Below are 22,865 nucleotides of genomic sequence, written 5' to 3'. Positions count from 1 at the left end.
CTTTAAGCATTTGTTTGCACAGGGCCGAATCGTGTCCGGGGCCTCGCAAGCGGTGTCAGCGTTGACCTGACCCCCTTGTTTTTGCTCTGAGCCAGTTATTCAGCGCTCCCCTGAAGCTGGGATAAGCGTGCTAATGCATGCTGTACCTCGTCCTGCGAGGGCGGGTGGCAGCCGACTTGCGCCACATTCAGACTCGCGGCCATAGCGCCATACTCAAGTGCCTCTGACAACGTTTCACGCGACGAGGTGTGGGAAAGGCCGCCGCGCTGCAATAAATAGGCAACCAGAGCAGAGAAATAAGTGTCGCCTGCGCCAACAGTGTCACCCATGATGTCTGGTGAAATCACAGGCTGTGTGAGGTGCATGTCATTGGTAAAAAGATGCGAGCCACCTTCACCCAGTGTCAGTACGACAATACCATCGGTCATGCGTTCGAGCATTGCCCGGGCATGAAATTCTGGCTTGCCGGTCAGGCCTTTAAGCTCAAGATCTTCATCACTTACTTTGACAATGTCGGCAAATTCCACAAACCGCCAGATGGCGGCAATGTACTGTTGATGATTTTCTTCCACTCCCTTTCGGACATTCACATCAATACTGATTTTAACGCCCTGGGATTTTAACTGCTTGATAACTGGTATCAGGGTATCCAGCATTTCCGGAACGAGTGCCAGAGAGCCGGTATGGAATAACGAAATATCAGAAGGCAATACAGACAATAATTGTGACGCGGTTGCATCCAGATCGGCGACGCCTTTGCGATACAGGCGGTAGCTGGGTTTACCCTGCGGGTCCTTGTACACCAATGCCAGTGAGGTGTTTTTCTTTGAACGGAAATCAGCCGGTATGCGGATCCCATCGTCCAGTGCAGACTGATATAGCGCGTCACCGAAATCATCGGTAGAAAACGGCGACAGATAGTGACTGACAAGGCCCTGACGCACAAAGCTGCGAGCCACGTTATATGGTGAGCCACCAATGTACGGCTGAAACAAACCGTCTTCAGTCTGGATCATATCAAATAACGACTCGCCAAATACGGCGACTGAGGGGGTCATGCTGTCGACTCCTTTTTTTCACTCACTGTCTCTGTCCCAGCGGGGACACTTGCCTGCTGCATAAGCCGGCTAACCGGTTCGCCGGCAAAAAGTGCGCTGACAAAGGTTTCAAATAACCGGGTAAAATCAGGCTGCTGCGCCAGATCGGCAAAGATGTCGGCCTGGTGTAAAAAAGCCAGCGGCTGCTGCCCGGATTGTCTGCCGGCCTGCTGTAACTGATCTTTAAGTGCGTCAATCACCTCTAACGCCTCGCCGCTTTGCGAGGTGTGGGTGGCACTGTAATAACACCATGCCGCGACCACCAGCGCACTTATTTCAAATGCGCCGTCCTGCTTGACATTCTCGCGAATGGTGGGTACCAGAAACGTCGCCACTTTCGATGAGCTCTCAGAGCAGATGCGGGTAAGGCTGTCTTTGATATTCGGGTTGGCAAATCGTTGCAGCAGTGTTTGTTTGTACACACCGAGATCAATACCTTTAACGGGCGCTAGTACCGGTGTCACTTCACTGTCCATAAAGACACGTAATGTATCAGTAAATACCGGGTCGCTGACCGCTTCATCGATGGTGCGATATCCAGCCAGAGAGCCCAGGACGCCCAGCACCGTGTGGCTGGCATTAAGCAAACGTATTTTCATGGTTTCGTAGGGGGTGACATCGGCAACAAACTGCACGCCACATTTTTCCCACTGGGGACGGTCACTGCTGAAAGTGTCTTCAATCACCCATTGATGAAACGATTCACAGGTGACAGGCCATTGATCAGTCAGCCCTGTCATTGTCTGCACGGCATGTATATCGGTAGACGTCGTCGCCGGGGTTATGCGGTCCACCATGGCATTCGGGAACGCCACCTCACTGGCGACCCACGTGGCCAGGTCTGGGTCGGCAGCGCGGATATAGGCTAACAGCATGTTACGGGTGACATCGCCGTTATGCTGAATATTGTCGCACGACTGCACAGTAAAAGGCGGCAGTCCGCTGTCGCGTCGCTGTTTGAGTGCTCTGGCGAGATACCCAAATACCAGGCGAGGCGCGTCGGGGTTAGCCAGATCATGCTGGACATCCGGGTTGTTAAAATCAAACTCGCCGGTCGACGGATTAAAATTGTAGCCGCCTTCGGTGATGGTCAGAGACACGATGTGGGTGTCCGGGTCCGCCATTTTACGTATAACTGCGCCCGGATCATCGCATCCCAGCAGGAAATCCGTCATGCAGCCGATCACCTGAGCGGACGCCGAGCCATCGGCTTTTCGCTCCAGGACGGTATACAGGAAGTCCTGCTCGGCAAGCAGTTGCTGCATCTTTCTGTCATTTTCGCGTAGTCCGACACCACAGACCCCCCAGCGAGTATCGCCGGTCGCGCTCATGTACGCATCGGTATAGACGGCCTGATGTGCGCGGTGAAAGCCGCCCACGCCCACATGCACGATGCCTGTTTTTAGCGATTGACGGGCATACCCTGGTTTAATGACGGATGCAGGTAAATCGCTTAAACGCTGATTACTTAGCATTTGAGTGTGTTGCATACTCTGGCTCCTGAACAGAAGAATTGGCGAGGTATTTTTTGCGTTGCATCGCCCAGTAAGCGGTGGCGAAGTAAAGCACTGTGCACGCAAAGCCAACATTGAAGAAGAATGAGCGATTTGCCTCATAATCACTCATGTTTACGGAGAAAAACATGGCATTGAGCGCGGCCGACAAACTGACCACCAGACTGCCAAACGCGGCTATACGTAGGAGCCGCGTGAACGCGGATGTGTCATCCTGCAGCACGGGTTCACGGGCAGCCTGTTTAGCCTGATGCGTTTCAACGCGCGACTCAAAAGCGGCAAGCTCAGCTTTTTCACGGGTAAAGTCTTCGCTCGCGCCGTACTTTTTAGCCAGCAGGGTATAAACCCCCATTGTGACTACCCAGGTCGGTAAAAACAGGTAGTAAAAAGAGATGACATCCAGCGCGTTCAGACCAAAGCCGAAGATAAGCCCGACTGCCCATGAAGCCACCGCCGGCGTGCTGTGAGATAAATTCTTGTAGCTTAACCAGTAGCGGCTCATCCCCAGGCGCGGAAACAGGAAATGCTCGGCAAACACGATGGCGCCTACCGGTACCACCAGTAATCCAGCGTAGGTCAGAAGTGGCAATAGTTTAGTAAAAACGAACGGGAAACAGGCAATCAGCACCGTAAACAGGCCCACGATAAAGGTTGTCCGGTTTCTCGAATGGTTGGTAAAGATAGCCTGTGCGGCCAGACCCGCGCGGTACAGATTCGCGTTCGCGGTAGTCCAGCCTGCAACAATAACAATCACCAGACCGGAGAGACCGAGCGCATGAAACGCCACATCACCAGGATCCAGCTCTACAATGGATTTCTCCACCAGCACCGCGGTGCCCGCCCCCATGATCCCGGCTGAAATCCAGGCGATATAATGACCGAATAACATACCGGCAGACGTGCACAGTCCGTAGCGCCGTTTTTTTGCGAAGCGCAGCAGTGCCATATCAATCAGACCGAAGTGCGTGATGGTATTGGCCGCCCACGAAAAGCCAATTACCTCGAGCAAGCCAATACCGGGTTCACCGCTGGCATCAAGGCCTGTCCACACGGAGGCGCTGCCAATTTGCATAAATTCCGACCAGCTGGAGATGCCCGTCTGGCCAATCACTGCATTAGCCAGCTCCGGCATCAACACCAGCGGGCCACATAAAAACATGGTAAACAGCCAGGGGGCACAGATACCTGAGAAATTCGACACTGCGTTAAAGCCGTACATGGCAACCAGCACAACAATGATCCCTACAGCCAGCACCACCAGCACGAATAATGCGTTGGTTGGGTACCAGTTCAGTTGTGCAGGTATATCAAGCGCAAACCTCACCGCTGTTGCAGATACCGTGATCATGGCAGCGGAAATGACAGTAAAAATTATCACGTTGGCCCAGTTGTATAACCGGGTCATCGAATCACCGGCTATTTTTTGCAGGTAGGTGTAAAGACTGAGCCGTGTTTCAACCGCAATCGGCGTCGTTATCAGTGTCCAGCTTAATACTGCAAGGATGTTACCTATCAACAAACCAATCAGAATGTCAGTCATTGAGGCACCCAGTGCGACAAACGTTGCGCCAAAAACAAACTCAGTGGCAGCGACATGTTCGCCGGCGTACAAACCAAGAAAATGACGCCAGCCTTTCAGTTTATGCTTTGCGACAGGAAGCTGCTCTTCTTCTACCTGATGAAGATCGACATTGGGATTGTGCATAATTTTTCGTCCACGTTTTCAACCTGCGAACTCTTCCATGGTTGGGCAGTTGTTCTGTTAGTTCTTCACATAGCGACTCACTACGACATTGTCTGTCTATGCGTGTGAGCATTGGCTCATGATGTTGGCAAATGCCAAGGCTGTGGGCATATTCTCAGTCATTGAGTGAAAAGTCAACAGTTCGTTAACAATATGCCGTGTCGTACGCTAAAAATTTTTGAAGTCATTTTAAAATATAAATAATATTCATATAAATCAGTGGTATAGGTGTTTGTGCTGGCTTCTGAATAAAACAACCTGTTTACATCGGCAGGCATTATGAGAGTTTGCTTAATGCTTGTTTAATTGCTCAGGGTGGTTATAGTGAGCAGTCTCAACCTGCATTATTGCCTGAACGTCAATGGAGTCTGAGGTGTCTGGTACCGATCATATAATTTTCGACTGCGATGGTGTTTTGATCGACAGCGAAGTCTTAAGTCTGCAGGTCTGGCAAGAGCTACTCGCCAGACATGCCATCACCCTTGACGCAGATTATTTTAGTCAACATTTTCTTGGGCGTAGTTTTGAATATGTAAAACACCGGGTTAAGCAGGATTTTGCACTGGATGTCAGCCCCGAGCTGGCAGCAGCATTCGCAGAGCGGCTTAAAGAGGTTTTCACCAGTGAACTGACAGTCACGCCTTTCTTATTAGACGTTCTTCCTAACCTGGCCGTGCCTTACTCACTGGCTACCAGCAGCAGCCCCGAACGAACCCGAAATGCGCTGGCCGTAACCGGCCTGGATGCGTTTTTTGGTGACGATCAGGTGTTCACATCGTCACTGGTAAAGCACGGGAAACCGGCGCCGGATTTGTTTTTGTATGTGGCTGCAACCCGCGATCTGGCCCCTGAAAACTGTCTGGTTATCGAAGACTCGAAACCAGGACTGCAAGCTGCGCAGCGGGCCAACATGCAATGGCTGCACTATACCGGTGGCAGTCATCTGCACGGTATAAAAAGTGACGATAGTCAATCGCTTAGTGACTGGCGCGAATTTGCCCGCGCCTTTCCACACTTACTCAACTCAACGGATTAATTTGTATGCCTACATTGCCTGCCAGTGAAGAACGAAAACTGGAAGATGCCGCCCGTGCCGGCTGGCTGTATTATGTTGCGGGTAAAACGCAGGACGAAATTGCCCGTCAGTTACACACCTCCAGACAATCCGCGCAGCGTCTCGTGGCGTTATCCATTTCTGCCGGGCTTATCAGAGTGCGGGTCGAGCACCCCATCCGCAAATGCATGGAGCTGGCAACTCAGTTGCAGGACAAGTTTGGCCTTAGTCATTGTGAAGTAGTACCTAGCGATGACAGTAACCCATCCTCAACAGCGGGTCTCGCCCAGGCGGGCGCGGCAGAAATAGAACGGCGTCTGAAGCAAAGCGAGCCACAAACCATTGCGCTGGGGACCGGGCGTGTACTGCGCGCCTGCGCTGATGAGTTACGATCGTTGCATTGCCCGCATCATCAAATCGTGTCGCTGGTGGGCAACATTGCCGATGATGGATCGGCGAGCCGTTACGATGTCGCCGTCCATGTGGCCGAGCGTGCTGGGGCTCCGTATTTCCCAATGCCGCTACCCGTAATAGCCCGTTCGACCGACAGTAAGGCGCAGTGGCACGCGCTGCCGCATGTTAAAAATGTTCAGCAGCTTGCAATGGATGCTACGGTCGCTTTTGTGGGTATTGGGAACCTTGGCACCGTATCACCGCTTCATGATGATGGGTTTATCGGTGATGCTGAGCTGGCAACATTGCAGGAGCAGGGGGCCACTGGGGAAGTCATCAGTTGGATCTACGACAAGCAGGGCCATATTATTGACTGCGAAATCAATCAGCGCGTAACCAGCGTGCCCATTTCGGGCTTTACGCGTACGCCGGTCATTGGTATCGCGGCCGGTGAAGAAAAAGTGGCCGCCATCCGTGGCGCATTGTTGTCCGGTTTGATCACTGGGCTTATTACCAACGAGTACACGGCAGGCAGGTTACTTGAGGGGGAGTCGTCAGGCGCATAAGCGCCGAGTCGCAGCATACCTGAAGGTTATAGCCCTGCCAGCCAGTGCGGTGTAATGCGGTGGTTCGGCATCATGTTGGTAGGGCATACCGCTTAAAAGCGGACGGAAATTTCCGACGTAATGCCGCTGAATCCCTGGCCAATCTGTCCCCCTGAATTGACTCCCTCATCCTGATCGACATATTCCACTTTCAGCAGTGTACGATTGTTTATCCAGTAACCCGCCGCGATCTGAAGCCGGGTTACCTCATTGTCGGTGTCGGCGATCAAGTCAGAGGTGTTCTTCGCTACCGCATAGCGGGTGGCCAGGAACAGTGTATCTGCCACAATATACCGCTGTGCTTCCACCGCCCAGTAGTCTACGGCGGCGTCCGCCCTTATCACCTGATTTGAGTCAAAGCTGGTACCGGCCGGATCCCGGACACCCTCAGTACCAAAATAGGTGATACCGGCAACAGCATTGCCCTGTGTGTCAGCAAAGGTGAAATCGTCAGTTGAACGTCCCAGCATCAGAATAATGCTGGTCTGGTCGCTGGGCTGCCACGCCAGGTTAGCCTGTAACACGGTCTGATTCAGTCCGGGTAGTGCACCTACATGCGTGTCACGCTCACTGGAGGGCGACGCTGAAAAGTTGTAGTTTTCGCCATCGCCGAACCGATAGTTGGTTGTGGTGACCCCTGCCAGACTGGCAATACCGTTTTCAAACACCAGTTGCTCGCCCTGATTGGCCTTCATCATACTCAGCCCAGCCTTAAAGCCCCCGTGAAATTCCAGCGCGCCCTGCAACCGGTAGTTATAGCCCCTGTCAGCCTGGAATGCTTCACCAAAACTGGAGGTAGTAATGTGGCCGGTTACCCGGTAGGCGCTGAGCAACCCGGCATCGTAGCGTTGCCCATAACTTAACTGAATACCGTTTTCGGCGGTGGCATAATCGGTAATGCCATTACCGATAAGCGCATTGCCCTGATTATCTGCGCCGTCCTGAAACCCCTTAAACTGAAAGGGGGCCGCGCCGATATTGCCTACCCGAAGTACCAGACTGTTATTGTGCTTTTGTGTTCCGGTTAAGCCCAGCAGGTCGAACTCAATACCAGCAAAGTCCTGATGAAACGAAAAGTCGCGATCACCATTGTTACCAAAGTCGTTCGGCTCTTCAGCAATATCGATATCCGCGGTGATATGTTCAGTGATTCTGAATTTAAACATCAGATTAACCCGCAACCGGCCGAAGCCATCTGACTGCACTTCATCTTCAGGTCTGAATGCGCTCTCTTTGGCCTGAATAGCCTGATAATTCTGCAGTGCCAGAAAGTTCACCTGAACCCTGCCATCCAAAAATTCATTAGGCTGACTAGGCGGTGTGTACATTGGCCTGGGGTTGCTTAGTTCATCGGCGAATACGCCGGGAGCAACCGACGCTGCAATCATTCCTCCAGCGATAATCTTACGCATTGTTTTTATCGGCGGTGACGTAATTGGCTCGTTGAAATCGACTATCCACATACTTTACTCCTGATATTCCTGTCATCGGTCAGTTACAGCGCTGACGAGTTGAAAATAAACCCGGTTACACCCGGAAAAGGGCACCTTTGTATATATGATGGTCATATGCCCAAAGTGTGAGCATATGACCATGCGGTAACAGAATAGTCAACACTTTGTTAACAAGTGGTTGGCAGGTGTCAGACACAGGAAAGAATAAAAGTAAATTAAATCATATAATTAGTGCTGTAATGACAATGTAAACTGAATGGCGGGGTGTACTCATTCTGTTTGCTAATGGTGAGCAAGTTAACTGCGCCGGGCGACGCACCTTGCTTTACTCAGGCTGGGAGTGCTGTTTTAGCAGGCAGTTTTGCACGCTTGTAAGGTTGTAGCATTACTAGCATTATCACTGCTGAGTCTTTCGATACTGGCCTGGAGTCAGTGGCAGCTTCATCATTGGCGCTGTTGTTGGCGGCGCCTGGCGACAGAGCACCTCGGGTAACCCCAGAGTAGTCTGTCGCTGGCGCGAAAGGTAATACAAACCGGCTAACACTAAATCACGGTATTAACGTCGGCCATTGCTGGCTTATGACACAGTGACAACCGCCTTACGTTTATCTTCTTTAGAAAAACGAAGGGCGTTGTTTAAATTATCAAAATCGAAAAGGTGCGGGGCTTCTACAACCAAATCCTGCGCAGCAACCTGATTAAGCAGGGCTTCACCGTCTTTCATGAGACGCTGCCATTGCGATGCGTCACCGTAATCGTGAAGTGCGCCAAGCGCAATTTCGTGATAAGAAATTGTGCGGGTAAAGGGAGCGTCTACAGGCTCTTCAATACGACCCAGAATACTCACGACATGGCCGTTGGCGTCGAGCAGCGGTACCAGTGACGCGGCATAGTCAGGGCCATTTGCATCAAACACCGCATAGAACGTGTGTCCTTCAGGTCTGGCCCGGTGAATAGCTTTTACGCCCATGTCGTCAGCCTGGTTCTGTGTGAAGCTGCCGGATATGACATGAACATCGAAACCGGCTTTGGCCAGCATCTGAACAAGCAGCTTATTGACTGCGCCCATACCACTGACTAATACGCTCGCCCCTTTTCTTAGCGGCACTTTACTGAACGCCTGCCACGCGGTCAGCAAGGGGCAGGGAAGCGCCGCGGCTAACGCAAAATCAACGCTATCGGGAATAGCCATTACACGGCCGGCGTACACTTCACTGTGTTCGGCAAAGCTGCCGTTTTCGCCCAGGCTATGATGATAAACAACATGCTTCCCCATCAGTTCCGGATCAACACCTTCACCCAGCGCAACAACGACACCCGCGCCATCGACACCGGGTACATGACCGGTTTGCCAGTCACGTGGGTTGTCATCAATAAATTTCCAGTCGACCGGATTGATACCAATTGCATAATTGCGCACAACAATGCGGCCTGTGCCTGGTGCATTAAGGGCTCGCTCGTCCTGCGACAGCGCGCTGCCGGCGTGTTCAAACTGCCATACGTTGGTCTGCATATAAGCTCCTGCATATTACATCAGATATTTTGCCAGGTACGAAGGAAGCCAGCGCTTTGCAGCGCGTGGCTTCCTGGACTAGTCCCAGGCAGGTGAAAAGTCCGGATCCGCCTGACGATCACCGCGGTCTAATGCGTCTATTCTGGCGATATCGTCTGCATCAAGTGTCAGCGTCTGTGCTTTGAAATTGGTTTCAAGGTTTTTGCGTTTGGTTGATGAAGGAATCGTCACCAGACCATGCGCCAGCTCCCATGCCACGACAACTTCTGCGGCGCTGACGCCGTGCTTGTCTGCAATGTTGATAATGGTGTCATCTTTTAACACCTTTCCGACGGCAAATGGCATATACCCTGTCACCACAATGCCGTGCTTGTCACATGCGGCCCGCACTTTTTCATTGGTGAGGTAAGGGTGGACTTCTACCTGGTTGGTCGATATCACACCTTCACCTAAAATGCTGACGGCTTCTTCAATCTGAGCAACCGTAAAGTTAGAAATACCGATCTCTTTAGTCAGTCCCATTTCTTTAACACGCAGCAATTCGCCTAAGTACTCTTCCATGCTTTCACCGTTCTCTGGTGACGGCCAGTGAATGAGCAATAGATCGACATACGACAGTTGAAGCTTAGTCAGACTCTCTTGCACGCTATCAACAAAATTCGCTTTATTCAGCTTGTCGTTCCACACTTTGGTGGTAACGAATAAGTCTTCGCGTGCGACCTCGCTGTCTTTAATTGCACGACCAACGGCGTCTTCGTTGCCGTAAATTTGCGCCGTATCGATATGCCGGAAACCGACGTTAAGCGCCATGGTTACACTGTCATAGGCCTCATCGTCTTTTAAGCGAAAGGTGCCTACACCCAGCGATGGAATGTTGGATGCTGACTGATTTGTCGTCGTCATAATTTCTCCAGGTTGGTTTTGGTTACTTGTGAAAATGAGGCAGTACATACGCGGCGATGTGTTGCATTGCCTGTTCTACGGGTTGTGTGTTACGTCTGAAGTGCAACCCAATATGGTCGACACCGGCTTTCTTCATTGCGCTGAGTTCTTCGATAAGTCCATTGACACCTGTTTCAACCCCGAACCGGTGGCGTTTTATCGGCGCTTCATCGTCTTTACACGCCAAACGGCGTACCTTTGGTTGTGTCTAAGCGGGCCCAGTCATTATCCAAAGGGAGCTCAACACCAATAGAGAAAGTATGGTGCGCCAACCTATTAAACGTTGTGCTCATCGTGTTCTCCTATGCGCTGGCGGTGTCAGCTGTGTTTTTCAGCGCACGTTTATCAAGGTGTCCGCTGTAGCGTGTCGCCATCAGTGCGGCAACAGAAATCAGCGCACCAATCCAGGCGGTATCAGATAACTGCATACCATCGACAATGGCGCCGCCGACAACTGAGCCCACAGCAATACCAATGTTGAATGCAGCGATATTCAGGCCGGAGGCAACATCAACCGCATTTGGCGTAAACTTCTCGGCAAGCTGCACCACATAGACTTGCAGACCTGGCACGTTACCGAAGGCGAAGGCGCCCCACACCAGCACGGTGATGACTGCGGCAACTTTACTCTCCATGGCAAAGGTCAGGGCAAACAAAATGACAGCTAATGCGGAGAAAATAATACTGAGCGCACGAATGGGGCCTTTTTTGTCAGCCAGTTTACCGCCATAAATATTCCCCACGGCAACAGACGCGCCGTAAACCAGCATGATCAAGCTAATAGCGGAGGGCGCGAATCCGGCTTCCTGTTGTAAGATGGGGGCAAGGTAGGTAAACGCGGTAAATGTCCCACCATAGCCAAGGATGGTCATGAGGTACACCAACACCAAACGCGGCTGAACCAACACCTTCACCTGCTCACCAAGCGTTGCTGGCTTACTTTGCTTTAAGTTGTTCGGTACCAGCAGCGCGCTTCCGATAAGCGCAATTGTGCCGAGTGCCGATACCACCAGAAACGTGGCACGCCAGCCAAAGTTCTGGCCAATCCACGTGCCCAGAGGGACACCTGTAACCAGTGCGACGGTGAGGCCGGTAAACATGATGGCAATCGCGCTGGCTTCTTTTTCTTTCGCCACTAAACCGGTGGCAATTGTAGAACCAATAGAAAAGAACACACCGTGCGCCAGACCAGTAAGAATGCGCGCCAGTATTAAGCTCTCATAGCTAGGGGCCTGCCATGCCAGCAGGTTGCCGGCAACAAACAGCGCCATAAGGCTCAGCAGTACGTGCTTTCTGTTCCATTTTCCGGTTAAGGCCGTTAAAACAGGCGCGCCCACCGCCACACCAACGGCATACAGGCTTACCAGTAAGCCCGCGCTGGGCAATGTAACGCCAAGATCGGTCGCAATAGTCGGGACCAGCCCAACAATAACAAACTCAGTCGTGCCAATAGCGAACGCACTGAGGGTTAACGCAAATAATGCAATAGGCATATCGTTTGTCCTCGTAATAATAAGTAACGTTGTGGGCGGCTATAGCAGTGCCCAGACCTGGCCTAAGAGCCAACACCTCGCTCCTGGCGGTCGTTAATACAGTGCATACAGTTTGACGATATTGTTGTTTGCGAAAAACAGTATTAATGACAAAATACTTTTGTAATTATTGAAAATGTAAGGTGTGTGATGCCCGTTTCATCCAAAACAGAAGATCTAGAAGCGTTTCTCACCGTGGTGGACACGGGCAGTTTTTCGAGTGCGGCTAATCTGTTAAATCAGCAGGTCGCTAAGATAAGCCGGGCAGTGACGCGACTGGAAGCAACGCTCGATGTAACGCTGCTAAACCGCACCACCCGCCGGCTCGAGCTTACTGAAGAAGGGGCATTGTTTCTGCAGCATGCCAGAGACGGATTAAATGTTCTGGAAAAGGGCGAGGAAGCCCTGCGCCTGCTTAAGCGTGCGCCTTCGGGTAAGCTTCGGGTTGATGCCGCCAGCCCGTTTGTTTTTCATCAGCTAGCACCGTTAGTTGCGGAATTTAGTGAAGCCTTTCCCGATGTTTCCCTCGATCTCACATCGCATGACAGTATTATTGATCTTCTGGAGCACAAAACAGACATTGCTATACGCATTGGCGATTTAAGCGACTCAAATTTACACGCACGAAACCTTGGTAAGAGTAGGCTGCATATCGTGGCAAGTCCGCAATACCTTAAGAAATACCCGGTTTCAGGTGACGCCGACACCTTGAACAGCCACAAATTGATTGGCTTTAGTGACTCACCTGGTTTAAATACATGGCCACTCAGGCAAGACATAGATTTGCGTTACAGCCTTCGTGCATCAAGCGGTGAAACAATCAGGCAGCTTTGCATCGCGGGGCAGGGCCTGGCGTTGCTTTCCAACTTTATGGTGCAAAAAGACATTAACGAAGGCACGTTAATTCCGGTTTTTGCCGATGATATTGTCAGTCCCAACCGCCGGGAGCCGGTGCATGCTGTGTACTATAAAAACAGCGCCGTTTCGTCGCGTATATCTGCATTTTTAGACTTTATTCAGCCACGGCTTACGCTTTGAGCTAAAGATTGGCGCCCACGGTTCGGCGTGTTCTAAAGTTGTTCATTTTCACCGTTGACCACAGTCCGTTAAAAATCTGGCCGGGTCAGATGCACAATACCGCTGGTATCCATTGTCTGAGGCGCGTTGATAGCGTAGAGGCTACCCGCCCATGGGCCGGGCGGGCCAATTTAGACGCGGTTTGTCAAAACTCTGCGTTAATGTGGTGATAGTGTGATCAGCTTTTATCAGTCAGCGATGCTGCCAGTTTCCTGCCCAGCTCCATCGCTGATTGCGGGTTCTGACCTGTGATCAAACGTCCGTCCTGTACAACAAAGCTTTTAAACATCTTGCCTTCGCGATAGCCGGCACCCGATTTTTCAAGTTCGTCCTGAAGCAGGTATGGAACCACGTCGGTAAGCCCGACCGCCTGTTCCTCGGCGTTACTGAAGCCAGCAACCTGTTTACCGTCGATAATAAGATTGCCCTTGGTGTCACGAATGTTTAGCAGAGCAGCTGGCCCGTGGCACACTGCAGCTACAATCCCGCCGTGCTCATAAATGGCATAGCCGATGTCATTGACAGCCTGACTCTCGGAGAAATCCCAAACCGTGCCGTGCCCTCCGGCGAACACAATAGCCTGGTAGCGGCTGGGGTCTACATTTGCCAGCTTCTTTGTGTTGTCCAGTAATGAACGGGTTGCCGGGTTAGCCATAAACGTCTTGTTGATCTGGTCGTCTTCACCGAGGCTACGCGGGTCAACAGGCGCTGCACCCCCCTGAATACTAGCAAGCTCCACATCTATCCCCGCGTTGGTCAGCTCATGATAAGGGTGAGTCATTTCAGACAACCAGAGCCCGGTCCGCTCATCGGTGTCACCCATTTTGTCATGACTGGTCACGACAATCAGGGCGCGGGGCTCGGCGCTGGCAACGGTCGCCGTTATGGTGAGTAAAAGACCCGCAAACGCTTTAACGAGGGCTTTCATCATGTATATCTCCTCTTTCAGATTGGCTAATCAGGACGTATCGTCGTGAATAGCATGTGTTGACATAAATTGATGTTGATAACCTGTTTAGTAAGAGCCGTGGACCTGCAAAAGCGGTCGTGGTTGATCTGTGCCTGTTGCATCACGAACTCATCAGGTTCTTGTCACTGTGGGTGGCTATGTTAGGCGCACTTTTGGTATAAAATAAATTTAACGTTTATATATCTGGAATTCGAAAATTGAATATCAGCAGCAAGAACCTGAATCTTCTTAAAATATTTCAGGTCCTGTACGAAGAACGCAGTGTGTCGGGCGCGGCTGAAAGGCTTAATTTGAGTCAGCCGGCGTTGAGTCATAAGCTTGCGAAGTTGAGAGAGGACTTTGACGACACACTGTTTGCCCGCGCACCCAGAGGACTGACTCCCACGCCAAGGGCCCATCAACTGGCCTCGCGGGTTCAGCAGTTGGTGCGTTCGCTTGAAACGTTTTACGATTATTGCGACGAAGAAAGCTTTTTGCTGCGAACAGATCGAATTCATATTTTTGCGACAGACTATATCGAACAGCTATTGCTCCCAAAACTGCTTCCGATTCTCAGAGAGCAGGCACCCAATACCCAGTTGGTGTTTCACAACACGCGGGGCAGGTTGCCAAGGAGCGAGCTGGAAACGGGGGCTTGCGATATCGCCATTGCCGGATTTTTTGAGGATCTGCCGGATACGTTCTATCAGCAAAAAGTTTTCCAGGAGGAATTCGTGGTGCTGGCAAGCCGAAACAATACACGGATCGGCGATACACTCACGTTGACGGCCTTTCAGGAATGTGATCATCTGGTAACCACGCTGACCGGCGATCTGGATGGAATTGTCGATAAGCAGCTGCAGCGTTCTGGTCATCGCCGCAACGTGGTGGCGGGTGTGTCCAGCTTTTTGTCACCGGCCTCGGTGATCGAAGGAACAGACCTGATCATCACCTGCCTTGGCACCGTTGCCGACCATGCCTGTCGACAACATTCCGGACTAATGAGTTTTCAGCCACCGATCGATCTGCCGAAGGTAGAAATTCTCCAGACCTGGCACCAGCGCACGCACGACGATCCGCTCAGGGCTGGGTACGTCAGCAGATCAAACAGCTACTGCGCTCAGCGGAGCTAACCGGTTCCGCAATGTCTGAGCAGTAAATGTCGCATATCAGTTAAAGACACGTCGACTATTTGTCCTCCGATTGCGCATCCAGCGACTATGCTTCGGTAGCGTTCATCGTTACTTCTTCACATCCTGTTTGAAGCGATCAGCGTTTTCACGTTCCTGCGCTTCAACATCACCTTTACCAAAGAAAGCCCAGAACGGTTTGGGAATTTCAAGCGCGCGTTGTGTAGCGGGTCTGTCATCAATTCTGTCGAACCAGGCTTGCAAATGCGGCAGGCCGTCAACGCTAACATTCGCCCAATAATAGGCGCGCGCCCACGTGTAGGTCGCCATATCTGCGATGGTGTACTCGTTGTTTACGAGAAAGTCTTTACCTTCCAAATGTGTATCAAGGACTTCCATCAGTCGGCGACTTTCGTCAACGTAACGTTTAATAGCGAACGGATCTTCGTTGCCGTTTTTAGCCGCAATACGCTGGAAGTACATGGCCTGGCCCATCATTGGTCCAACACCGCCCATCTGGAACATCAGCCACTGTAGTGTTCTTGATTTTTCATCAGGGTCGGATGGCAGAAATTTCCCGTACTTTTCGGCGAGATACCAAAGAATGGCCCCTGATTCAAACACAACAAAGTCGTTGTTCGCGCGATCGACAATCGTAGGGATGCGGCCATTTGGATTGAGCTTCACGTAGTCCGGCGCTTTTTGCTCGTTCTTTGAAAAATCAATGTGTGTCAGATCGTACTCGACACCGGCTTCTTCGAGAAATACCACGGGCTTCCAGCCATTCATCGTGGATGCGGTATAAAGGTGTATGTCTTTTTGTAAACTCATTGTCATATTCTCCTTCGCAGTTCAGTAAGCAATAACGAGCCAAAGCATAGCTTCAGGATGATCAGTCAATAACATTGAAAACCTCTGCTATTTTTCTTCTACAATAATAGCGACAGCCGTCTGCTCACCGAGATTTGTCACTTTGTGGGTCCACGCTTCATGCCACATGACATGCTCGTCGGGAACATCAGCAACAATCGGTTCGCCACCGAGCGGTTCAATTTTTAGCTTGCTGCCTTTTTCAAAATAAACCGTTTCGTTGTTGTGACGATGAAACGAATCGCTTTCGCCAGGTTTTAACGTCATTTTTAAAACAAGCACGAGGTCGTTCTCGAGTAACAGTTCATACTGCTTCGGCGACGCAGTGTGTCCTGATCCGTACTGGCTGTTAGCAAAGGCACCGGACGCTACGGTTAGTAAAAAGAACAGTCCGCAAATCAATACAGCGCGTAAAATAAGCATAGAAACTCCTGAGACGTTTTTAATACGCCGTGTTGGTTCATCGTTAAAAGTGTCTGTTAATATGAGCTTCAAAGCGTTTGAAGTCGTTTTCAATGTCGCCATTTTTCATCACGTCGAAGCAGGCAAAGGTTTCCATTGGCGTCATGCCAAAGAACTTAAAATTCATATGCATTGGGAACATCAAATCGTCGACTGACTTGCCCTCGAAAAACTCATCACTGACGCTGAATGATTCTTCAGGTGCATTGAAGGTAATTGACATCATGTATTTAACGTCTGTTAAGGTGCCGCCCGTGCCATAATTTTCTTTTGGCGCATCCTCGGTACGGCCATCTCCTGCGCATAAGGCACCGCCCATCCCAGCGGTGTACACCTCATCCATATATTTTTTAAATGACCAGGGCACCCCCATCCAGTTACACGGTGTCTGGAGAATGACAATGTCTGCCCACTGGTGATGTGCTAACTGCTCATCTACATCGTATTCTTCTGCCATCGTCACTACGCGGGTGTTATAGCCTTTGCCCTCAAGCAGAGTGATGGCCTTATCTGCCAAGGCGGCGTTCAGCTTCCCCTCAGAGAATGGGTAATACTGGTGGGCATTAATAATTAGAACATTGCCTGAATGTGTAGTGCTCATTGAAAAACTCCTGTCTCGATTTAGGGTGACTCGTTGAAGCAAGCATATTTTCTTGCTTTATCTTGTGATATATTTTAGTAACCTCTAAACCTTAATCAATCAGTATACTTTTAGTAACCTTGTGAAAATGAGAGGGATAAAGTGGAAAGTTCAATAAAAACAGACAGTAAAGGGCGAAAAAAAGTTTACAACGCCTGTATGGAGCCCTGCGCGATAGAAAAAGGCATGCGTTTGATAGGCGGCAAGTGGAAAGGCTCGATCATTTATCATTTGAAAGATGAGCCGGTCAGGTTCAACGATCTTGTCCGGATGCTAGGTGGCGCAAGTAAAAAAATGGTTGATCAGCGTCTTAAAGAGCTTGAAGACGAAGGCATGGTGATTCGAAAGGTGATCAGTGACCGGCCGGTCGCCGTTACCTATGAACTGACCGAGTTTGGGCGAACAGCTTTGCATATTTTAGAGGAACTCAGAGTGTGGTCTGAAACCCATGATGTACAGTTAAACGCAAAGTAGTGAACCCAGCTTCACATTGTTTTGGAACCGCATCTGATAGCAAGTATATAAGCTGTTTGCGTATGCGAATAGCTGCCACGTACTGAGCTTTCCCCCTGCGCCAGCAGCAACCTGTCGAAGAGGTTATTCATATCCTGCTGCCCGTTTTGCATACTCAACTGGCGATAAACAAGTCAGTGAGCTATGTGGCCGGGCATGACTGTGCTGTTCTCTACAGGTCTGTTTCGTAACGTGCCTTGTCAATTTAGTGCCGGTGCCCGCCAGGTTACGGGTATTTGTCTACTGAAGACTGCAGTTCACCGCAACGGCATCGGGTTACCATTTGGTGACCAGTTGATATGTTGCTCCGACGACCTATTTAGTCGAATCACAGAAAAGAGCCTCGGCTGAGGCTGACTAAAACTTATTCACGTTGATGAAACTAACATTTAAGACAAGAACCATGAAAAAAAAGCACACATATGCTGTAGGTAGTTTTGCTCTGATTACTGCACTGACAGCCTTACCATCTTATGCTCAGAGTCAGTCGCAGGATAAGTTTGGAGAACTGAAAGTCGGTGCTGCAATCTGGAATGTCATGGATGACGCCGACAGAAGTGCTGCGCACGTCGCTTATATTCACAAACCTCTAAAGCGTTTTTATGGCATTCAACCCAGTGCCCTGGTGATCTGGGCAGATGAAGGCCAGCATTATTATTCCTTAGGCGCTCATAAAGAGCTTTATCGAAATGGACGTTTTTTCACCTCTATTGCGTTTCATGCCGGCCTGGTGGACTCACCCGAAGAACTGGGCGACAACGTGGAGTTTTACTCTGCGCTTAGCGCTCATTATCAGCTCACTGAACGCTGGGCAGTTGAAGCAGAAATCGGCCACATCTCAAACGGTGGCCTGGGCGAAACCAATCCGGGATCCGAAGGAATTACCCTTAGCCTGAGGTACAAGCTTTAGTCGTTCACCATGCCCCATCAGCAGGAGGCATCCGCAAGGCAGGGAATGCCATTATCGCTTGTTATACCACTCCCCTCCAAAACGTCAGACAGCGCTTACCACACATAGGTAAGCGTTGCGGAAAACTGATCTGAGCGCCCTGGCGTACCGGGGATCTCTTCAAACGCCTCATCCCACAGATTATCCGCCGCCAGCACCAGGCTCAAATTGGCCAGCTGGGGTGGGGTGTAGGTAACCGTCAGATGGGTAAAAAACGCGGTACTCCCGCTACGTCGTAGCGCGTTGTCGGCCTGTTTTCGCCATTCATTATCTATCTTCACTGTTACCGCATCAGTCGGGTACCAGGTTGCGCCGAGGGTTAGCCGGTGCGGCGGGTAGTTCAGCGCATAAAAGCTGGCATCAATACTGGCATCCCTATAATCTTCGGATTTATCTAAGTATGTGTAGCTGGCGACCAGGTCGGCACTGTCCAGGCGCGTCACCGCTATCACCTCTACTCCCAGTGTGTCTATATCTACTGGGTTGGCCGCCCGGGCGGACGTAGCATCAAACGAATAGGTCCAATCGGTTAGCGTCTGATCCCAGCGATAAAAAATCGCCGAGTCCAGGCGCCAGGCGTGCTGGTCGAGGGATAACGCAAGCTCGAGGTTTTTGCTGACCTCGCGCTGCAGCATGTTGTTGCTTCTGAACAGACCGCTGTCGGTACTGCCACCAATGGCGGTATAACCTGCCACCTGCGTGGCCTCGGCGTATGACAATATAATTGTGCGAGTGCCATTGTTGGCGGTTTCAGAGGTAAGCGTCGCATCGCCAAGCACCGACAGCCGAGACGCATCACGGTTAGTATCATCAAACGCGGCACCAACGCGCAGCGTCAGCTGGTGCGCCGGGGCCAGGCTAGTTTGATATTCGGGCACCACACTGACCTTGTAATAATTGCGCTCAGTAAAAGTATTTTCCAGCGTGGTGGAGGTTATAGCGTCCACCATAAACTGGCCGGCGTAGTTGACCGCCCATTGCGGGTGCAACACATGGTGGCCTGACCAGGCAGCCGCATACACATCGGTTTCGTGAAAAGACTGAAAGGCATCAGGGTTTTCTCTGGAGAACACATAATGGTCGGTGTTGTTGCGTGAGTAAGCGGTAAGCTCAAACCCGCTGTCCTGACCATAACGCTGCTGGTGGTTAAACATAACTAGCCGGGTGTCCAGCGCTTCGGTTTCATTGACGTTAAAAGGCGTGTACATATTTGGCCAGCCAAAAAACTTGTTTTGCGCGCCATAAAACACATCGGTTTGCGAAGACACTCCGGTGAGTTGTAGCCGGGCATTGATGCGCTCAAAGTCATGATCGCCGTTTGCGATAGTGCCATCGCTTTGTGAATGGGCAAACTCGCCTTCTATACCCAGCTGCCATTGGCCTGCGTCGTCCAGGGGGCTCGCATGTGCAGCATGCAGGCGCTGCAACCGAAAGTCATTGGTGCCGAGACCCAACGAGACACTGCCGCCCGTTCGAACCGGGCGCCAGCTATAGGCAATGGTGCCCACCGAACTGTTTACGCCGTACAGGGCGTTATCGACGCCGGTGAGTACCGCTGGCGCGGTTAACATCTCCGGTGCGATGGGGATCTCTGCAAAATAATGGCCGGTTTGTGGGTCGAACAGGGTAGCGGCACCCACCCGAAAGCCGGTGTTTTCAAAAATTCCGCCGCGAATGGTGACATCAGCCTGAGCTTCAGCCATGTTGCGTGACTGCAGATCGACGCGCGGATCATACTCTAGGTTCGAGACGGGCGAATTAAAGGTGCCCACCGGTTTATCATTGGCCGTGGTAGCGCCTTCTATCACAACTTTCTCGATGTCCTGGTCAGTGAGCGGAGCACTGTGGGATGCTGCCGATACAATAAGTATGCCGCCAAAAGCGGTTACTGCAACGCGTGTCATTTAAATTCCTGTCATAACTATGAGGCTGGACAGTACGTTAGGGGACTGTCGCTATAAGGGTGATTGGCGCAGGATTGTAGCGGATTGTGGTAACTCTGCCTATCGTACCAGCTGAACAGGCATGGCCAGGCCCACAGCCAGAAGGAAAGGGAGCAAAAGGAACATTATTTGTAACGGACAAGCAGAAATTAAAAAGTAAAAGGTACTATTAACTGATAGCTATGGTCATGTTGCGGGGGGCAAAACAACGGGTAATACCCAGATTTTACGGACACATCCATAAAGAGGCATAATGGGCCAGGGATGGCGCTGCGTTGTTGTCTCAGTTTACCGCGTCAGCGCAGGCACACTGGGCGCAGGCTAACGGGAGTACGCGCACTATGGATCCTGCTGCCGTATGAATGCCTTATGTGTTTTACCGGGGTAACCACATCGGCCACTGCGGTACCTAACAGCTTCCAGTTAATTCAATCTGCTCAGGGCTGGAAAATACACTCGCTAATCGATAACGTCTTCGAGGGGGGCTGTTCCGTATTAAACCAGCAACATGCAGAGCATAAAGAGTATCCACGATGACCCAGACACAATCAGACACAGCTGAGATATCTGAACTTCATGACTTTGCGCGCCTAACAGATTATTCCCTGTTAACAGCGTTAAGCCCCGATCCTCAGTCTACCGGGGACGGCGCTGACCACAGTCCAAGACAGGTGTTTTCTGGCCACTATGTTCCGGTAACGCCGACTCCTCTGAATAATCCGGTCTACCTTTCTCACAGCCAAACTTTGTTTGATGAACTGGGGCTAAGCAATGAACTGGCACATTCCGATGCATTTATCCGGCTTTTTTCGGGGGATATGACGCGACTACCTGAGCCAATGAAACGTGTGGGCTGGGCAACTGGCTATGCGTTGTCAATTTATGGGACAGAGTACGTTCAGCAGTGTCCGTTTCAGACCGGTAATGGCTATGGTGATGGCCGCGCGATGTCGGTTGTAGAACTGGTGGCTAATGGACAGCGCTGGGAAATGCAGCTTAAAGGCGGCGGACGCACACCCTATTGCCGCGGTGCCGACGGTCGCGCGGTATTACGCTCCAGCGTGCGCGAATTTCTGGCCCAGGAGTTTATGCATGCGCTTGGAGTACCCACTTCGCGTTCACTGAGCTTGATCATGTCAACAACCGACACCGTGGAGCGGCCCTGGTATCTGGAAGGCTCAACATCTGTTGATCCTGAAATTCTGGTGTCGAATCCGGTTGCCATTACAACCCGAGTCGCACCTTCATTTTTACGGGTAGGGCAACTAGAGCTGTTTGGCCGTCGCGCTCGCAGTCATGCGCATCCTGATGCTATGAAAGAGCTTGAACAGATTGTCTGTCATGTTATCGCACGCGAGTACACCAATGAGATTGATACTACCCAACCTTTAGCAACACAGGTTCTGCAACTGGCCGAGGCCTTTTGTGAGCGCCTGACGTCGCTGGTCACTAACTGGATCCGCGTAGGGTATTGCCAGGGTAATTTCAACAGTGATAACTGTGCTGTGGGTGGATTTACGCTGGATTACGGCCCGTTTGGTTTTTGTGAAATCTTTGACCCGAAATTTCAGCCATGGACCGGTGGTGGTCAGCATTTTTCGTTTTTCAATCAACCTGCCGCAGCTTTTAAAAATTTTGAGATGTTCTGCCGAGCGGTGGCGCCACTATTGTCGAAATCTCATGAAGACATATCAGTGCTTGAGACGGTGCTAAATGGGTTTCCAGCTATCATGGAAGATAAGCTTAATACCATGTGGGCAGCGAAACTGGGACTCGCTGAATACGATAGCGAATTGCTGATGTCTCTTTGGCAACTGATGGCGCGCACGCCTGTAGATTACACGATGTTCTTTCGTGAACTGTCCCAACTGCCCGACGACATCGCAGCTATCAGCAAGAGTTTTTACAAACCGGCCAGCGAAGCGCTTCTTAGTGACTGGAATGGCTGGTTAGCAACCTGGCGCAAACGCGCTCTTGATACCTCAGACAGCAACAGTGTTGCTACGAAAATGAAGCGTGTAAATCCTAAATACACCTTGCGAGAGTGGCTGGTGGTACCCGCTTATCAGCAGGCAGAAAAGCAGGATACATCGCTACTTAGTGAATTACAGCAGGTGCTTAGTGCACCTTATGATGAACAATCTCCAGCCATGGAAGAAAAATACTGCAGCTTGCGGCCTGATGAATTAATGCACGCAGGGGGTGTTGCGCATTATAGCTGTTCTTCTTAAGTAACGAGCATGACTTCGAAAAGGTGGCCTATCGCCGAGATAGCCGCATTGAAATCATCAGTACCAAACCACTGGACTGGGAGCACATCGAAGGCGAAATGTGGAAGTGTTTAGCACCATAAATAATATCGCTTCAAGAGTGAAGCCTGTCGCAGCGGCAATAAGTGATCGAAAAAAAAGCCATGGTACCTACATATTGATATATCCCATGGCTTTCTATGCAATAAGGTAGGGCTACTAATTGCAATCGCAA

At 50.9% G+C, this 22,865-nt stretch carries 20 protein-coding genes; 7 read left to right on the top strand and 13 right to left on the bottom strand.

Features of this window, described 5'->3' with window-relative positions:
• Positions 1 to 95: 95 nt before the first annotated feature.
• From IE054_RS14880 to IE054_RS14870, 3 genes are read right to left on the bottom strand one after another with little or no spacing between them, the layout of a single operon-like run.
• Positions 96 to 1,058, bottom strand: coding sequence for a carbohydrate kinase family protein (locus tag IE054_RS14880; protein WP_189407812.1), 963 nt, complete (start codon positions 1,056 to 1,058; stop codon positions 96 to 98).
• Entirely contained in the window at positions 1,055 to 2,587 is a 1,533-nt protein-coding gene (locus tag IE054_RS14875; RefSeq protein ID WP_189407810.1) for a mannitol dehydrogenase family protein, read from the bottom strand. Before IE054_RS14875 ends, IE054_RS14880 begins: the two co-directional genes overlap by 4 nt.
• Positions 2,562 to 4,316, bottom strand: coding sequence for a purine-cytosine permease family protein (locus IE054_RS14870; RefSeq protein ID WP_189407809.1), 1,755 nt, complete (start codon positions 4,314 to 4,316; stop codon positions 2,562 to 2,564). Before IE054_RS14870 ends, IE054_RS14875 begins: the two co-directional genes overlap by 26 nt.
• A 412-nt stretch (positions 4,317 to 4,728) precedes the next feature.
• On the opposite strand from IE054_RS14870, the gene IE054_RS14865 reads away from it, so the two are divergent.
• Both IE054_RS14865 and IE054_RS14860 read left to right on the top strand, forming a co-directional pair.
• Positions 4,729 to 5,391: an HAD family hydrolase gene (locus tag IE054_RS14865; protein ID WP_189407808.1), complete on the top strand. Its 663-nt coding sequence runs from the start codon at positions 4,729 to 4,731 to the stop codon at positions 5,389 to 5,391.
• Between the two features lie 5 nt (positions 5,392 to 5,396).
• Positions 5,397 to 6,368 (top strand): sugar-binding transcriptional regulator, encoded by a 972-nt coding sequence (locus IE054_RS14860; protein WP_189407807.1) that lies wholly within the window; start codon positions 5,397 to 5,399, stop codon positions 6,366 to 6,368.
• 92 nt (positions 6,369 to 6,460) lie between these two features.
• On the opposite strand, the gene IE054_RS14855 is transcribed toward IE054_RS14860, so the two are convergent.
• The 5 genes from IE054_RS14855 to IE054_RS14835 form a co-directional block, all read right to left on the bottom strand.
• The gene (locus IE054_RS14855) at positions 6,461 to 7,735 is read right to left on the bottom strand and encodes a hypothetical protein (RefSeq protein WP_189407900.1); all 1,275 of its coding nucleotides are present in this window, start codon (positions 7,733 to 7,735) and stop codon (positions 6,461 to 6,463) included.
• Positions 7,736 to 8,438: 703 nt separating this feature from the next.
• Positions 8,439 to 9,374, bottom strand: coding sequence for an alcohol dehydrogenase catalytic domain-containing protein (locus IE054_RS14850; protein ID WP_189407805.1), 936 nt, complete (start codon positions 9,372 to 9,374; stop codon positions 8,439 to 8,441).
• Between the two features lie 78 nt (positions 9,375 to 9,452).
• Positions 9,453 to 10,277 carry a 2,5-didehydrogluconate reductase DkgB gene (dkgB, locus tag IE054_RS14845; RefSeq protein WP_189407804.1) on the bottom strand — a complete coding sequence of 275 codons (825 nt, stop codon included), beginning with the start codon at positions 10,275 to 10,277 and terminating at the stop codon, positions 9,453 to 9,455.
• Between the two features lie 22 nt (positions 10,278 to 10,299).
• Complete coding sequence (locus tag IE054_RS14840; RefSeq protein ID WP_229805191.1) at positions 10,300 to 10,503, bottom strand: LLM class oxidoreductase; 204 nt, start codon at positions 10,501 to 10,503, stop codon at positions 10,300 to 10,302.
• A 115-nt stretch (positions 10,504 to 10,618) separates the two neighbouring features.
• Entirely contained in the window at positions 10,619 to 11,809 is a 1,191-nt protein-coding gene (locus tag IE054_RS14835) for an MFS transporter (RefSeq protein ID WP_189407802.1), read from the bottom strand.
• Between the two features lie 189 nt (positions 11,810 to 11,998).
• Here IE054_RS14835 and IE054_RS14830 point away from each other — a divergent pair, with 189 nt between their 5' ends.
• A complete protein-coding gene (locus IE054_RS14830) occupies positions 11,999 to 12,886 on the top strand; it encodes a LysR family transcriptional regulator (RefSeq protein ID WP_189407801.1) in 888 nt (295 codons plus the stop codon).
• 217 nt (positions 12,887 to 13,103) lie between these two features.
• On the opposite strand, the gene IE054_RS14825 is transcribed toward IE054_RS14830, so the two are convergent.
• Positions 13,104 to 13,856 (bottom strand): type 1 glutamine amidotransferase domain-containing protein, encoded by a 753-nt coding sequence (locus IE054_RS14825; RefSeq protein WP_189407800.1) that lies wholly within the window; start codon positions 13,854 to 13,856, stop codon positions 13,104 to 13,106.
• 236 nt (positions 13,857 to 14,092) lie between these two features.
• On the opposite strand from IE054_RS14825, the gene IE054_RS14820 reads away from it, so the two are divergent.
• Positions 14,093 to 15,007 carry a LysR family transcriptional regulator gene (locus tag IE054_RS14820; protein ID WP_229805189.1) on the top strand — a complete coding sequence of 305 codons (915 nt, stop codon included), beginning with the start codon at positions 14,093 to 14,095 and terminating at the stop codon, positions 15,005 to 15,007.
• Positions 15,008 to 15,115: 108 nt separating this feature from the next.
• Here IE054_RS14820 and IE054_RS14815 read toward each other — a convergent pair whose 3' ends face one another.
• The 3 genes from IE054_RS14815 to IE054_RS14805 all read right to left on the bottom strand — a co-directional run bounded on the left by IE054_RS14815 (position 15,116) and on the right by IE054_RS14805 (position 16,937).
• Positions 15,116 to 15,835 (bottom strand): glutathione S-transferase family protein, encoded by a 720-nt coding sequence (locus IE054_RS14815; RefSeq protein ID WP_189407798.1) that lies wholly within the window; start codon positions 15,833 to 15,835, stop codon positions 15,116 to 15,118.
• Between the two features lie 87 nt (positions 15,836 to 15,922).
• Positions 15,923 to 16,297 (bottom strand): hypothetical protein, encoded by a 375-nt coding sequence (locus IE054_RS14810; RefSeq protein WP_189407797.1) that lies wholly within the window; start codon positions 16,295 to 16,297, stop codon positions 15,923 to 15,925.
• A gap of 43 nt (positions 16,298 to 16,340) precedes the next feature.
• On the bottom strand, positions 16,341 to 16,937 hold the full coding sequence (locus IE054_RS14805; protein ID WP_189407795.1) for an NAD(P)H-dependent oxidoreductase: 597 nt from the start codon (positions 16,935 to 16,937) through the stop codon (positions 16,341 to 16,343).
• Between the two features lie 141 nt (positions 16,938 to 17,078).
• Between IE054_RS14805 and IE054_RS14800 the strand changes: the two genes are divergently transcribed.
• Complete coding sequence (locus tag IE054_RS14800) at positions 17,079 to 17,450, top strand: winged helix-turn-helix transcriptional regulator (RefSeq protein WP_189407794.1); 372 nt, start codon at positions 17,079 to 17,081, stop codon at positions 17,448 to 17,450.
• Between the two features lie 442 nt (positions 17,451 to 17,892).
• Entirely contained in the window at positions 17,893 to 18,399 is a 507-nt protein-coding gene (locus IE054_RS14795; protein WP_189407793.1) for an acyloxyacyl hydrolase, read from the top strand.
• 95 nt (positions 18,400 to 18,494) lie between these two features.
• On the opposite strand, the gene IE054_RS14790 is transcribed toward IE054_RS14795, so the two are convergent.
• Entirely contained in the window at positions 18,495 to 20,342 is a 1,848-nt protein-coding gene (locus IE054_RS14790; protein WP_189407792.1) for a TonB-dependent receptor plug domain-containing protein, read from the bottom strand.
• Between the two features lie 572 nt (positions 20,343 to 20,914).
• On the opposite strand from IE054_RS14790, the gene IE054_RS14785 reads away from it, so the two are divergent.
• Positions 20,915 to 22,612 carry a protein adenylyltransferase SelO gene (locus IE054_RS14785; protein WP_189407790.1) on the top strand — a complete coding sequence of 566 codons (1,698 nt, stop codon included), beginning with the start codon at positions 20,915 to 20,917 and terminating at the stop codon, positions 22,610 to 22,612.
• Positions 22,613 to 22,865: the final 253 nt, after the last annotated feature.

The organism is Alteromonas halophila, from assembly GCF_014651815.1.
GTDB lineage: Bacteria > Pseudomonadota > Gammaproteobacteria > Enterobacterales > Alteromonadaceae > Alteromonas > Alteromonas halophila.
This window is presented reverse-complemented; position numbering and strand designations above follow the sequence as displayed.